Raw genomic sequence first — 12,969 nt, 5'->3', positions numbered from 1 at the left:
ATGACCAAGCCCACGATCCTGCTCATCGGGCACGGCATGGTCGGCCAGCGCTACCTCGAAGCGCTCGCCGAGCGCGGGGTGACCGCCACGCACCGGATCACCGTGCTGTGCGAGGAGCCCCGGCCGGCCTACGACCGCGTCCACCTCACCTCGTACTTCTCCGGCAGCACGCCCGAGGACCTCTCGCTCACCCCGGCCGGGTTCATGGCCGAACACGGCATCGAGCTGCACCTGGACGACCCCGCCGTGGCCGTCGACCGGGCCGCCCGCACCGTCACCGCCCGCTCCGGCCGGGAATTCCGGTACGACGTGCTGGTACTGGCGACCGGCTCGTACCCCTTCGTGCCGCCGGTGCCCGGCAAGGACGCCCCCGGCTGCTTCGTCTACCGGACCATCGAGGACCTGCTCGCCATCGAGGAGTACGCCAAGGGCCGGACCCGCGGCGCGGTCGTCGGCGGCGGACTGCTCGGGCTGGAGGCGGCCGGCGCGCTCCAGGGGCTGGGCCTGGCCACCCGGATCGTGGAGTTCGCCCCCCGGCTGATGCCCGCGCAGGTCGACGAGGGCGGTGGCGCGGCCCTGCTGCGGACCATCGAGTCCATGGGGCTGACCGTGCACACCGGGGTCGGCACCCAGGAGGTGGTCACCGGACCCGACGGCTCGGTCGGCGGCATGCTGCTCTCCGACGGATCCACCGTCGAGACCGAGCTCGTCGTGTTCTCGGCCGGGGTCCGGCCCCGCGACCAGCTGGCCCGGGACTGCGGGCTTGCGGTCGGCGAGCGCGGCGGCATCACCGTGGACTCCCGCTGCCGGACCTCCGACCCGCACGTCTACGCCATCGGCGAGTGCGCCCTCGCCTCCGACGGCCGGGTCTACGGCCTGGTCGCCCCCGGCTACGAGATGGCCGAGACGGCGGCGGAGGACCTGCTGGGCGGCCGGGACAAGGAGTTCACCGGCGCCGACCTGTCCACCAAGCTGAAGCTGCTCGGTGTGGACGTGGCCTCCTTCGGCGATGCGCACGGCGCCACCCCCGACAGCCTGGACGTGGTCTACTCGGACTCCCGGTCCGGGGTGTACAAGAAGCTGGTGGTCGCCCCCGACGGGGTGCTGCTCGGCGGTGTGCTGGTCGGCGAGGCCGATGCGTACGGCCTGCTGCGCCCGCTGACCGGCAGTGTCCCGCCGGTCTCCCCCGAGCAGCTGGTGCTGCCGGCCGGGGTGGGCGCCCCGGCCGCGTTCGGCCCGTCGGCACTGCCCGACGATGCGGTGATCTGCTCCTGCCACAACGTAACCAAGAAGGCGATCGCCGCCTGCGACACCCTCGCCGAGGTCAAGAAGTGCACCAAGGCGGGCACCGGCTGCGGCAGTTGCGTCAAGGTGATCGGCCAGCTGCTGCCGGCGAGCACCGACAAAGGACTCTGCGACTGCTTCGGCTACACCCGCGCCGAGCTCTACGAGATCGTCCGTACCCTGCGGCTGAGCTCGTACCAGGCGCTCCTCGACAGCCACGGCCGGGAGGGCGCGCGGGGCGGGGACGGCTGCGAGGTCTGCAAGCCGACCGTGGGCTCGATCATCGCCTCGCTGGCCCCGACCATCGGGGCAAGCGGCTACGTCCTGGCCGGCGAGCAGGCGGCACTGCAGGACACCAACGACCACTTCCTGGCGAACCTGCAGCGCAACGGCTCCTACTCGGTGGTCCCGCGGATCCCCGGCGGTGAGATCACCCCGGAGAAGCTGATCGTGATCGGCGAGGTGGCCCGGGACTTCGGCCTCTACACGAAGATCACCGGCGGTCAGCGGATCGACCTCTTCGGCGCCCGCGTCGACCAGCTCCCGCAGATCTGGTCCCGGCTGGTCGAGGCCGGCTTCGAATCCGGACACGCGTACGGAAAGGCCCTGCGGACGGTCAAGTCCTGTGTGGGGCAGACCTGGTGCCGGTACGGGGTGCAGGACAGCGTACGCATGGCCATCGACCTGGAGCTGCGCTACCGGGGCCTGCGCGCCCCGCACAAGCTGAAGTCGGCGGTGTCCGGCTGCGCCCGCGAGTGCGCGGAGGCACAGAGCAAGGACTTCGGGGTGATCGCCACCGCGAATGGCTGGAATCTGTATGTCGGGGGGAACGGCGGGGCCACCCCGCGCCACGCGGACCTGCTCGCCCAGGACCTGTCCGATGCCGAGCTGGTCCGGCTGATCGACCGGTTCCTGATGTTCTACATCCGCACCGCGGACCGGCTGGAGCGGACCTCCACCTGGCTGGAGCGGCTGGAGGGCGGCCTGGACCACCTGCGGGACGTGATCGTGCGCGATTCGCTGGGGCTGTGCGCGGAACTGGAGGCCCTGATGGCCGAGCACGTCGCGCACTACCGCGACGAATGGGCCGAGACCCTGGACGACCCGGACCGGCTGCGCCGGTTCGTGTCCTTCGTCAACGCGCCGGGCGCCCCCGACCCGACCGTGAAGTTCGTACCGGAGCGGGACCAGGTCAAGCCCGACCTGACCGTACTGACCCTGGGAGCGACCCGATGACCGTCGAACTGCGTGTGGACGAGGGCTGGCTGACCGTCTGCGAGCTCTCCGAGCTGATCCCCGGGCGGGGGGTGGCGGTGCTGCTGCCCGACGGCAGCCAGGCCGCGGTCTTCGTGGACCGGGCCGGCCGGCCGTACGCGATCGCCAACCGGGACCCCTTCACCGGCGCGCAGGTGCTCTCGCGCGGGCTGCTGGGGACGGCGGCGGGACGCCCGTTCGTGGCATCGCCGCTGCTCAAGCAGCGTTTCGACCTGGAGTCGGGGTGCTGCCTGGACGACGAGGAGGTGGCGGTCCCCACCTATCCGGTACGGACCGCCGTCACCTCCGGCGTCTCCTGACCCGCGAGGTTCGCGGCGCTCAGCCCTCGATGGCGGCCGGGTCCATCCACACGAACTCCCACACGTGGTGGTCCAGGTCCTCGAAGGCGCGGCCGTACATGAAGCCCAGGTCCATCGCGGGGCGGGGCTCGGTGCCGCCGGCCGCCAGGGCGGCGTCCAGGACCTCGTCGACCTTCGCCCGGGTGTCGGCGCTGAGGGCCACCATCACCTCGGTGGTCCGGGAGGCGTCGGCGACCGGCTTGGTGGCGAACTCCTTGAACTTGGCCTCGGTCAGCAGCATCGCGAAGATCGTGTCGCTGATGACCAGACAGGCGGCCGTCTCGTCGGAGAACTGCGGGTTGAAGGAGTAGCCGAGCTTCTCCCAGAAGGCCTTGGCGGAGTCCAGGTCCTTGACCGGCAGGTTGACGAAGATCATCTGGGGCTGGGACATCTCGGTCTCTCTTCTCTCGGGTGACGTGCTGCGGTGTGCTGTCGAGAGGTAGACCGGGGTCCCCGCCGAAACTCATCGCTCCCCGCGAAGTTTTTCTCAGATCCCTCGAAACCGCAGGTCAGTGCACGGATGCGGAGCGAAGTTCGAGCGCGGCCAGCGGCACGAACCCCGGTCCGCGGCCGGTGAGCGGCGCATCCGCCCCGGCCAGCCGCCGGTACAGGGTCAGCGCGACCCGCTCCCCCTGCGCCTTGGCGCGCTCCGCGAGGGGACCCTCGTACAGCCCGTCGATCGCGGCGCGCCACAGCTGCACCCAGCGCCCGAAATCCTCGGCGGTCAGCTGCCGCGCGGAGTGCAGGGCGCGATGCGGGGCCAGAGCGCTGCCCTTGTAGTCGGCGGTCCGGAACAGCGCGCGCTCCCAGAAATCGGTGATCCGGGGCAGGTGGGCGTCCAGGTCGGTACCGGCGATCTGTGTGAAGAACGGTCCGATCCGGGGGTCGGCGAAGGCAGCCGTATAGAAGCGGCGCAGCAGGACGGCGAGGTCCTCGCGCCCGGTGATGTCGGCCCGCGGACGGGCGGCTGCACGGTGTTCGTTCATCCTTCCACCATTCTCCCGCACTCCGGCCACTCCCCGGGCGGAACGTACCCACACCGGTACCGCCCGCTACCCCGTCGACGCATACGGGTGAGCGGCCGGTACGCCCGACCGGTGACGGTCGGCTACGAGCAGCAGCACGGCCTGCGCGAGGCGGGTCAGCCCTGCGACGGAGACGGACAGGCCGGCGGCAGCAGCCGCAAAATCGCGGACGCCGATGCCGCGGCCGTGGCCATGGCCGTCTGCAAAACGTTCCGGAATGACCGCCTCGGCTCCCTGAAAAACCTCCCGGAGAAGCGAACGGAGCATTGAACCCCGGCCGGTCGCTCGGGCGTAATGAGGAATTGACGTCCAGTCAACTCTGGACTCCTAGGTTCCTCGACGCGTGCGACCCCGCGTGGCCGACCGGCTCCGGGGCCTTCCTCCCACAGGAGTGACCGTGGAACGTCGTACCTTCCTGCGCGGTGCCGTGATCGGCACGTCGGCCGCTGCCTTCGGCGGCACGCTGATGCACGGCGCCGCCTACGCGGCCCCCGCCCAGCCCGGCCCGGGCCCCTACGGGGCGCTCGGCGCGGCCGACGCCAACGGCATCATGCTCCCCGCCGGCTTCACCAGCCGGATCGTCGCCCGGTCCGGGCAGACCGTCAGCGGCACCTCGTACACCTGGCACAACGCCCCCGACGGCGGCGCCTGTTACACCGACGGCACCGGCTGGATCTACGTCTCGAACTCGGAGATCAACCCGGGCGGCGGCGCGAGCGCCGTCAAGTTCAACTCCTCCGGCACCATCACCGGCGCCTACCGCATCCTGAGCAACACCCGCACCAACTGCGCCGGCGGCAAGACCCCGTGGAACACCTGGCTGTCCTGCGAGGAGGTCGACCGCGGCTTCGTGTACGAAACCGACCCCTACGGCGTCAACGCGGCCGTGCAGCGCCCGGCCATGGGCCGCTTCAAGCACGAGGCCGCCGCCGCCGACCCGGTCCGGCGGGTCATCTACCTCACCGAGGACGAGTCCAGCGGCTGCTTCTACCGCTTCATCCCCACCACCTGGGGCAACCTGTCTTCCGGCACCCTCCAGGTCCTCAAGGCGGGCAGCGCCACCTCGGGCTCCTTCACCTGGGCCAACGTCCCGGACCCGGACGGCTCCCCGACCGCCACCCGCAGCCAGGTGTCGGGGTCGAAGAAGTTCAACGGCGGCGAGGGCTGCCACTACGCCAACGACACGGTGTGGTTCACCACCAAGGGCGACAACCGCGTCTGGCAGCTGAACCTGCTCACCAACACCTACGAACTGGCCTACGACGACTCCCTGGTCTCCGGCGGCGGCGCGCCGCTGACCGGCGTCGACAACGTCACCGGCTCCACCTACGGCGACCTGTACATCGCCGAGGACGGCGGCAACATGGAGATCTGCATGATCACCCCGGACGACGTGGTCGCCCCCTTCCTCCGCATCACCGGCCAGTCCTCCTCGGAGATCACCGGCCCGGCCTTCTCCCCGGCCGGCAACCGCCTCTACTTCTCCAGCCAGCGCGGCACCACCGGCAGCTCCTCGTCCGGCATCACCTACGAAGTCACCGGGCCCTTCCGTATCTAAGGGGCTCGGTTCGCCTCCGGGGGCGCTTCTGCCGAGCTCACAGGGTCGTGCGTCCTCGAAAAACGCTCGTTCCTCGCGTTTTCCTCCGGGCGCTCGACCCTGTTCCCTCGGCGCGCCCCCTTCGGCTCACTCACCCGCGCAGGCTGCGAGGACTCGGAACGGGGGTGGCTTCGGGCGGGGCGGAGCCCCGAACGGGGGCATCCGGCGGGGGCTGGGGCAAATCCAGCCCCGCCGGCGTTTGAGGCGCGGGGGTCCGGGGGCAGGCCCCCGGCAACGGCGCCGCATGGCACCACCGGCCGCACCCCGGCGGGGTTCAGCCCCGCCGGGGTGCGGCCGTGTCAGGAGGCGACCGCGCTGCCCTTGAGCAGGGCCGCGCCCAATGGCGTCACCGTGTGCAGCACCGCGTTCCCGCGCCGCAGCGTGGTGACCAGGCCCGCCTCGCGCATCACGCAGGCGTGCTGGCTCGCGGAGGCCAGCGACACCCCGGCCCGCCGGGCCAGTTCACTGGTGGTCGCGCCGTCCCCGATGGCCCGCAGCACCACCGACCGGGTGTGCCCGACCAGCTTCCCCAGGGTGCGTACCCGCCGCTCGTCCGCGACGGCCGGCCTGCCCACCGAGTCCACACCCGCCGGCGCGGACGCCAGATCGGCCGCTGCCGGGTAGACCAGCACCGGCGGTAGCTCCGGGTCGTGCAGGGTGACGGCGGTCCGCCGGCAGAAGAACGACGGCTGGAGCAGCAGCCCGCGCCCCCGCAGCCGTACATCCCGGTCCACCGGGTAGTCGCACTCCAGCACCGGCGCCCGCCACCTCAGCATCGGCGGCAGCGAGGCCAGCAGCTCGTCCGCCCCGCCGTCCAGCAACGCCCGCCCGCGCGCCGCCCGTTCCGCCTCGATCTGGGCCTGGATGTGCGTCCAGTACGGCTCCACGGCCGCCCGGTGGTAGCCCCGCAGCTCGCCCAGCAGCCTGGGCAGCTGGCTGCTGCCGCCGTCGGCGAACTCCCGCAGCCGCGGCGAGATCGGCTGCCCTGCACCGCCGCCACCGCCGACCAGTGTCAGCTCGCGGCGCAGCCGCTCCGCCCGGATACCGCGCAGCGCGTCGAGGCCGACGTCCCATCCGTACTGCCCCTCGACCGGAGTCAGGAAATCCGGGAAATAGCCGCGACTCGGTATGAGCGCACCGAGGAGCCGTGTTTCACTATTCAACCGGCTCCGTGTTTCTGTACGCCATTCACCGAACAACCGGGCATCACGCCGGTCTCTTAAACGGTGAAAACTGAGAATCGTTTCCCACAACGCATCGGGACGCCCTGCCATCCGTACGCGTGCCAGGTCCACTCCAGTGAAATGGATACGCAGCACCGAACCCCCACCTGTGCAACCGCAATCCCCCCGCCCCATGAGTATGCATGCCGTCACACGACGTCACCACGCCCTTTCGGCCACAGTTGAAACCCCTTTCGGCAGGGGCGTGACAACCGAAATCCTGTACTCCGCCGGGCACACTCCGGCGCGACCGAAACGCTCCGCGAAGGCCGTGGGGGGCTTTGCGGGGCCTGGCGGTCGGTCGCACCGGGAAGCGCCGACGTGCCCGGCAGATTGACAGCAGGCGGTGGACGGGTGGGGATCCGTCCGCCGCCTGCTGCATAAATGTTGTTGAACAACAAAAAATGGGTCGCGCCCGCCCCCAGGGGTCAGGGTCCCCAAGGGCGGGCGCCGTCTGGTGGCCGCTGCCGGAGCAGCGGCCGGGCCGCATCAGCGGCTGTCCGAGCCCTTCGACTCGGCGGCGGCACGACCGGCCTCGAGGCGGGCCACCGGGATGCGGAACGGGGAGCAGGAGACGTAGTCCAGGCCCACCTCGTGGAAGAAGTGGACGGACTCCGGGTCGCCGCCGTGCTCGCCGCAGACGCCGAGCTTGAGGTCGGGGCGGGTGGCCCGGCCGGCCTGGACCGCGCTGCGCACCAGGGAGCCGACGCCGTCCTTGTCGATGGTCTCGAACGGGGAGACCCCGAAGATGCCCTTCTCCAGGTACGCGGTGAAGAAGCTGGCCTCGACGTCGTCGCGGGAGAAGCCCCACACCGTCTGGGTCAGGTCGTTGGTGCCGAAGGAGAAGAACTGGGCGGCCTCGGCGATCTGAGCGGCGGTCAGCGCGGCACGCGGCAGCTCGATCATGGTGCCGATGGTCAGCTTGAGGTTGGTGCCGGTGGCGGCCTCCACCTCGGCGATGACCTGGTCGGCCTCCTCGCGGACGATCTCCAGCTCCTGGACGGTGCCGACCAGCGGGATCATGATCTCCGCACGCGGGTCGCCCTTGGCGTTCTTGCGCTCGGCCGCGGCCTCGGCGATCGCCCGGACCTGCATGGCGAACAGGCCGGGGATGACCAGGCCGAGGCGGACGCCGCGCAGACCCAGCATCGGGTTCTGCTCGTGCAGCTTGTGCACGGCCTGGAGCAGGCGCAGGTCGTTCTCGTTGGCGTCCTTGCGGGACTCGGCGAGGGCGACCCGGACCGACAGCTCGGTGATGTCGGGCAGGAACTCGTGCAGCGGCGGGTCGAGCAGGCGGACGGTGACGGGCAGGCCGTCCATCGCCTCGAACAGCTCGATGAAGTCCTTCTTCTGCAGCGGCAGGAGGGCACTGAGTGCCTCCTCGCGCTCGCCGTCGGTGTCCGCGAGGATCAGGCGCTCGACCATCTCGCGGCGCTCACCGAGGAACATGTGCTCGGTGCGGCACAGGCCGATGCCCTGGGCGCCGAAGCGGCGGGCCCGCAGCGCGTCCTCGGCGTTGTCGGCGTTGGCGCGCACCCGGAGCCGGCGGACCCGGTCCGCGTAGGCCATGATCCGGTGCACGGCGGCGACCAGCTCGTCGGCGTCGTCGGCGCCCGCGTGCATCCGGCCCTCGAAGTACTCGACGACCGGGGACGGTACGACGGGTACCTCGCCGAGGTAGACCTTGCCGGTGGAGCCGTCGATGGAGACGACGTCGCCCTCCTCGATCACCGTGCCGTCGGAGGTGGTCATCCGGCGGCGCTTGGTGTCGACGTCGAGCTCCTCGGCGCCGCAGACACAGGTCTTGCCCATGCCGCGGGCGACCACGGCGGCGTGCGAGGTCTTGCCGCCGCGCGAGGTCAGGATGCCCTCGGAGGCAATCATGCCGTCCAGGTCGTCCGGGTTGGTCTCGCGGCGGATCAGGATGACCTTCTCGCCGGACCGGGACCACTTGACGGCCGTGTACGAGTCGAAGACGGCCTTGCCGACGGCCGCGCCCGGGGAGGCGGCGATACCGCGGCCGAGCAGCTGAGTCTTGGCGTCCTCGTCGAAGCGGGGGAACATCAGCTGGGCCAGCTGGGCGCCGGTGACCCGCTGGAGGGCCTCGGCCTCGTCGATCAGGCCCTGGTCGACCAGCTGGGTGGCGATCCGGAAGGCGGCACCGGCGGTGCGCTTGCCGACCCGGGTCTGCAGCATCCACAGCTGGCCGCGCTCGATGGTGAACTCGATGTCGCACAGGTCCTTGTAGTGCGTCTCGAGGGTCTCCATGATCTGCATCAGCTGGTCGTAGGACTTCTTGTCCAGCTGCTCCAGGTCGGCGAGCGGCACGGTGTTGCGGATGCCGGCGACGACGTCCTCGCCCTGCGCGTTCTGCAGGTAGTCGCCGTAGACGCCCTGGTGGCCGCTGGCGGGGTCGCGGGTGAAGGCGACGCCGGTGCCGGAGTCCGGGCCCAGGTTGCCGAAGACCATGGAGCAGATGTTGACGGCGGTGCCCAGGTCGCCGGGGATGCGCTCCTGGCGGCGGTAGAGCTTGGCGCGGTCGGTGTTCCAGGAGTTGAAGACCGCGTAGACGGCGAGGTCGAGCTGCTCGCGGGCGTCCTGCGGGAACTCCCGGCCGGCCTCCTTGGCCACGATCTTCTTGAAGCGCGTGACCAGCTTCTTGAGGTCGGCGGCGTCGAGGTCGGTGTCGACGGTGATCTTCTTGGCGGCCTTGGCCTCTTCGAGGGCCTCCTCGAAGAGCTCGCCCTCGACGCCGAGAACGGTCTTGCCGAACATCTGGATGAGGCGGCGGTAGGAGTCCCAGGCGAAGCGCTCGTTGCCGGCCTGCTTCGCCAGGCCCTTCACGGACGTGTCCGAGAGGCCGATGTTGAGGACCGTGTCCATCATGCCGGGCATCGAGAACTTGGCGCCGGAGCGGACGGAGACCAGCAGCGGGTCGTCGGACTGGCCGAGCTTCTTGCCCATCTTCTGCTCGAGGGCGTCCAGGTGGGCGCTGACCTCGTCGCGCAGCGCGGCCGGGGCCTCGCCGCTCTCCAGGTAGACCTTGCAGGCCTCGGTGGTGATGGTGAAGCCGGGCGGGACGGGGAGACCAAGGTTGGTCATCTCGGCGAGGTTGGCTCCCTTGCCGCCGAGAAGGTCCTTGAGGTCCCGGTTGCCCTCGGTGAAGTCGTAGACGAACTTCTGATCTTTGTTTTCCGACACGGGTCTCGACTCCTCGAGGACTCGGGTGGCTGCCCTGACGGCGAGGAACATACCCAGATCGAAGGCTTCTGGGTACGTCCACTTGGTCGTCATGCGGCCGTAACCACCCATGCGCCAGCAGATCGAAAGTAACTAACGGGTAGCCAAATCCTACGAGGAGCCTTCACATCCCGAAGGGGAAAGTGTCAGCTGAGGCCTGTCCATGCTCGAATGAGCGATCATCGATACATTTGCGTTCAACTCTTGAACGAACAAAGGGTGGCACCCAGTGCCACCCTTTGAAAGTCTTATCCGTGATCTACATGCTCATCTGAGCGCAAGGCCACCCATGCGTGGCGTATCTCACGCCGTCCACGGACCGGATTCTCAGCCGCCGGACGTATCCAGCTCGGCGTCTTCGCTCACACCTGCGCAGTCGTACGGATCCTTCAGCCAGCCGTCCGGCAGGACAACCCGGTTGTTTCCGGACGTCCGGCCGCGCGGGCCGTCGGCTCCGTCCGGCCACGGCTGGTCCAGATCAAGCTCGCTCAGATGAGCATCCAGTTCGGCCAGGGAGGAGGTGACCGCGAGCTTCTTGCGCATCTCCGAACCGACCGAGAAGCCCTTGAGGTACCAGGCCACGTGCTTACGGAAGTCGATCACCCCGCGGGCCTCGTCGCCGATCCACTCCCCCAGCAGCGTCGCGTGCCGCAGCATGACGCCGGCGACCTCGCGCAGCCCCGGCGCCAGGTAGTCCTCCGTACGCCCCTCGAAGGCGGCCACCAGGTCGTTGAACAGCCAGGGCCGGCCCAGGCAGCCGCGTCCGACCACCACGCCGTCGCAGCCGGTCTCCCGGACCATCCGCAGCGCGTCCTCGGCGCACCAGATGTCGCCGTTGCCGAGCACCGGGATCTCCGGGACGTGCTCCTTCAGCCGGGCGATGGCCTCCCAGTCGGCGGTGCCGCCGTAGTGCTGGGCGGTGGTGCGCCCGTGCAGGGCTATGGCGGTGACCCCCTCCTCGACGGCGATCCGGCCGGCGTCCAGGTAGGTCAGGTGGTCGTCGTCGATGCCCTTGCGCATCTTCATGGTGACCGGCAGGTCCCCGGCCCCGCTGACGGCCTCCTTGAGGATGGCGCGCAGCAGGTGCCGCTTGTACGGGAGCGCCGAGCCGCCGCCCTTGCGGGTGACCTTGGGGACCGGGCAGCCGAAGTTCAGGTCGATGTGGTCGGCGAGGTCCTCCTCGACGATCATCCGGACCGCCTTGCCGACGGTGGCCGGGTCCACCCCGTACAGCTGAATCGAGCGGGGCTTTTCCGTCTCGTCGAAGTGGATCAGCTGCATGGTCTTCTCGTTGCGCTCGACCAGCGCACGCGTCGTGATCATCTCGCTCACGAACAGCCCCTTGTTGCCGCTGAACTCGCGGCAGAGGGTGCGGAACGGGGCATTGGTGATGCCGGCCATGGGGGCGAGCACCACCGGCGGCTGCACGGTGTGCGGGCCGATCGCGAGGGCGGGAGGGAGCGTGGTCATCCCCCCATTGTCGCGCATGCCGCAGTGACCGGTTGGCCGTACTGTCGGCGGCATGCACGAGGTGAGTCACCGGCATCGCATGCTCGTCCTGGCGATCTGCTGCATGAGCCTGCTCATCGTCAGCCTGGACAACACCGTCCTGAACGTGGCCCTGCCCGAGATGCGGCGGGAGTTCGACGCCTCCGTGGCGGGCCTGCAGTGGACCATCGACGCCTACACCCTGGGGATGGCCTCGCTGCTGATGCTGGCCGGCTCCACGGCCGACCGGATCGGCCGCCGCAAGGTCTTCCTGGCCGGCCTCGTGACCTTCACGGCGGGCTCGCTGCTCTGCTCGCTGGCCCCCACCCTCGGCTGGCTCATCGCGTTCCGGGTGGTGCAGGCGGTGGGCGCGGCGATGCTCAACCCGGTCGCCATGTCGATCATCACCAACACCTTCACCGAACCGGCGCAGCGGGCCCGGGCGATCGGCATCTGGGGCGCGGTCGCGGGCGTCTCGATGGCCGCGGGCCCGCTGATCGGCGGGCTGCTGGTGGACTCCATCGGCTGGCGGTCCATCTTCTGGGTGAACCTGCCGATCGGCCTGGCCGCCCTGGTGCTGACCGTCCGGTACATCCCCGAGTCGCGGGCGGAGCGACCGCGCCGCCCGGACCCGGTGGGCCAGTTGCTGATCATGGCCATGCTGGGTTCGCTGACGTACGGGATCATCGAGGCGCCGGCGGCCGGCCCGACCTCACCGCTGATCGTCGGGTGCGCCCTGATCTCCCTGGCCTCGCTGGTCGGGCTGCTGGTGTACGAGCCGCGCCGGGAGGATCCGCTGATCGATCTCCGGTTCTTCCGGAGCGCCCCGTTCAGCGGTGCGAACGTGATCGCGATCTGCACCTTCGCGGCGCTGTCCGGGTTCCTCTTCCTGAACACCCTCTACCTGCAGGAGGTCCGCGGTCTGGACGCCCTGCACGCCGGGCTGTACATGGTCCCGCTGGCGGCGCCGACCCTGTTCTTCGCGCCGCTCTCGGGCCGGCTGGTCGCGACCCGGGGGCCGCGGCTGCCGCTGGTGGTGGCCGGGGTGGCGATGGGCGGCAGCGGTCTGATGTTCGCCGTCCTGTCCGCCGAGACGTCCACCCCGCTGCTGCTGACCGGGTACGTGCTGTTCGGGGTGGGTTTCGGCATGGTCAACTCGCCGGTCACCAACACGGCCGTCTCCGGCATGCCGCGCTCCCAGGCCGGGGTGGCGGCGGCGATCGCCTCCACCAGCCGGCAGACCGGCGGCGCGCTGGGCGTTGCGGTGATCGGCGCGGTGCTGGCGGCGGGACTGGCCCGGGGCGGCGACTTCAGCACAGCGGCCGGGCCCGGGTGGTGGATCATCACGGCCTGCGGTGCGGCGGTCCTCGGCCTCGGCCTGCTGACCAGCGGTCGCTGGGCACGGGAGACGGCCGCCCGGACCGCGGCCGAGCTGGAGCCGAAGCCCAGCCCCGAGCCGGCCGCCGGCCTGCGCGAGAGGTGACGGGTGACAGATATTG

General features: G+C 70.4%; 10 protein-coding genes. 5 read left to right on the top strand and 5 right to left on the bottom strand.

Features of this window, described 5'->3' with window-relative positions:
• Nucleotides 1-2,520: a nitrite reductase large subunit NirB gene (gene nirB / locus ABT123_RS10840; protein ID WP_351311932.1), complete on the top strand. Its 2,520-nt coding sequence runs from the start codon at nucleotides 1-3 to the stop codon at nucleotides 2,518-2,520.
• On the top strand, nucleotides 2,517-2,858 hold the full coding sequence (gene nirD, locus ABT123_RS10835) for a nitrite reductase small subunit NirD (RefSeq protein WP_351311930.1): 342 nt from the start codon (nucleotides 2,517-2,519) through the stop codon (nucleotides 2,856-2,858). The genes nirB and nirD overlap by 4 nt, the downstream gene beginning before the upstream one ends.
• Before the next feature lie 19 nt (nucleotides 2,859-2,877).
• Here nirD and ABT123_RS10830 read toward each other — a convergent pair whose 3' ends face one another.
• Together ABT123_RS10830 and ABT123_RS10825 are read right to left on the bottom strand one after the other, a co-directional pair.
• Nucleotides 2,878-3,288: a VOC family protein gene (locus tag ABT123_RS10830; protein WP_351311928.1), complete on the bottom strand. Its 411-nt coding sequence runs from the start codon at nucleotides 3,286-3,288 to the stop codon at nucleotides 2,878-2,880.
• A gap of 118 nt (nucleotides 3,289-3,406) precedes the next feature.
• Nucleotides 3,407-3,883: a group III truncated hemoglobin gene (locus ABT123_RS10825; RefSeq protein ID WP_351311926.1), complete on the bottom strand. Its 477-nt coding sequence runs from the start codon at nucleotides 3,881-3,883 to the stop codon at nucleotides 3,407-3,409.
• Nucleotides 3,884-3,994: 111 nt separating this feature from the next.
• On the opposite strand from ABT123_RS10825, the gene ABT123_RS10820 reads away from it, so the two are divergent.
• Together ABT123_RS10820 and ABT123_RS10815 are read left to right on the top strand one after the other, a co-directional pair.
• Complete coding sequence (locus ABT123_RS10820; protein WP_351311924.1) at nucleotides 3,995-4,192, top strand: hypothetical protein; 198 nt, start codon at nucleotides 3,995-3,997, stop codon at nucleotides 4,190-4,192.
• A gap of 127 nt (nucleotides 4,193-4,319) precedes the next feature.
• A complete protein-coding gene (locus tag ABT123_RS10815) occupies nucleotides 4,320-5,480 on the top strand; it encodes an alkaline phosphatase PhoX (protein ID WP_351311923.1) in 1,161 nt (386 codons plus the stop codon).
• Nucleotides 5,481-5,818: 338 nt separating this feature from the next.
• Here the strand turns inward: ABT123_RS10815 and ABT123_RS10810 are convergent, their stop codons facing one another.
• The 3 genes from ABT123_RS10810 to dusB form a co-directional block, all read right to left on the bottom strand.
• Nucleotides 5,819-6,838: an ArsR/SmtB family transcription factor gene (locus tag ABT123_RS10810; protein ID WP_351311921.1), complete on the bottom strand. Its 1,020-nt coding sequence runs from the start codon at nucleotides 6,836-6,838 to the stop codon at nucleotides 5,819-5,821.
• Nucleotides 6,839-7,231: 393 nt separating this feature from the next.
• The gene (ppdK, locus tag ABT123_RS10805; RefSeq protein ID WP_351311919.1) at nucleotides 7,232-9,943 is read right to left on the bottom strand and encodes a pyruvate, phosphate dikinase; all 2,712 of its coding nucleotides are present in this window, start codon (nucleotides 9,941-9,943) and stop codon (nucleotides 7,232-7,234) included.
• Between the two features lie 366 nt (nucleotides 9,944-10,309).
• A complete protein-coding gene (dusB, locus tag ABT123_RS10800; RefSeq protein WP_351311917.1) occupies nucleotides 10,310-11,470 on the bottom strand; it encodes a tRNA dihydrouridine synthase DusB in 1,161 nt (386 codons plus the stop codon).
• A 34-nt stretch (nucleotides 11,471-11,504) separates the two neighbouring features.
• Here dusB and ABT123_RS10795 point away from each other — a divergent pair, with 34 nt between their 5' ends.
• Nucleotides 11,505-12,953, top strand: a complete 1,449-nt coding sequence (locus ABT123_RS10795; protein WP_351311916.1) for an MFS transporter — start codon at nucleotides 11,505-11,507, stop codon at nucleotides 12,951-12,953.
• Nucleotides 12,954-12,969 lie beyond the last annotated feature (16 nt).

The organism is Streptomyces sp. NPDC002054 (assembly GCF_040296685.1).
Classification (GTDB): domain Bacteria; phylum Actinomycetota; class Actinomycetes; order Streptomycetales; family Streptomycetaceae; genus Streptomyces.
This window is presented reverse-complemented; position numbering and strand designations above follow the sequence as displayed.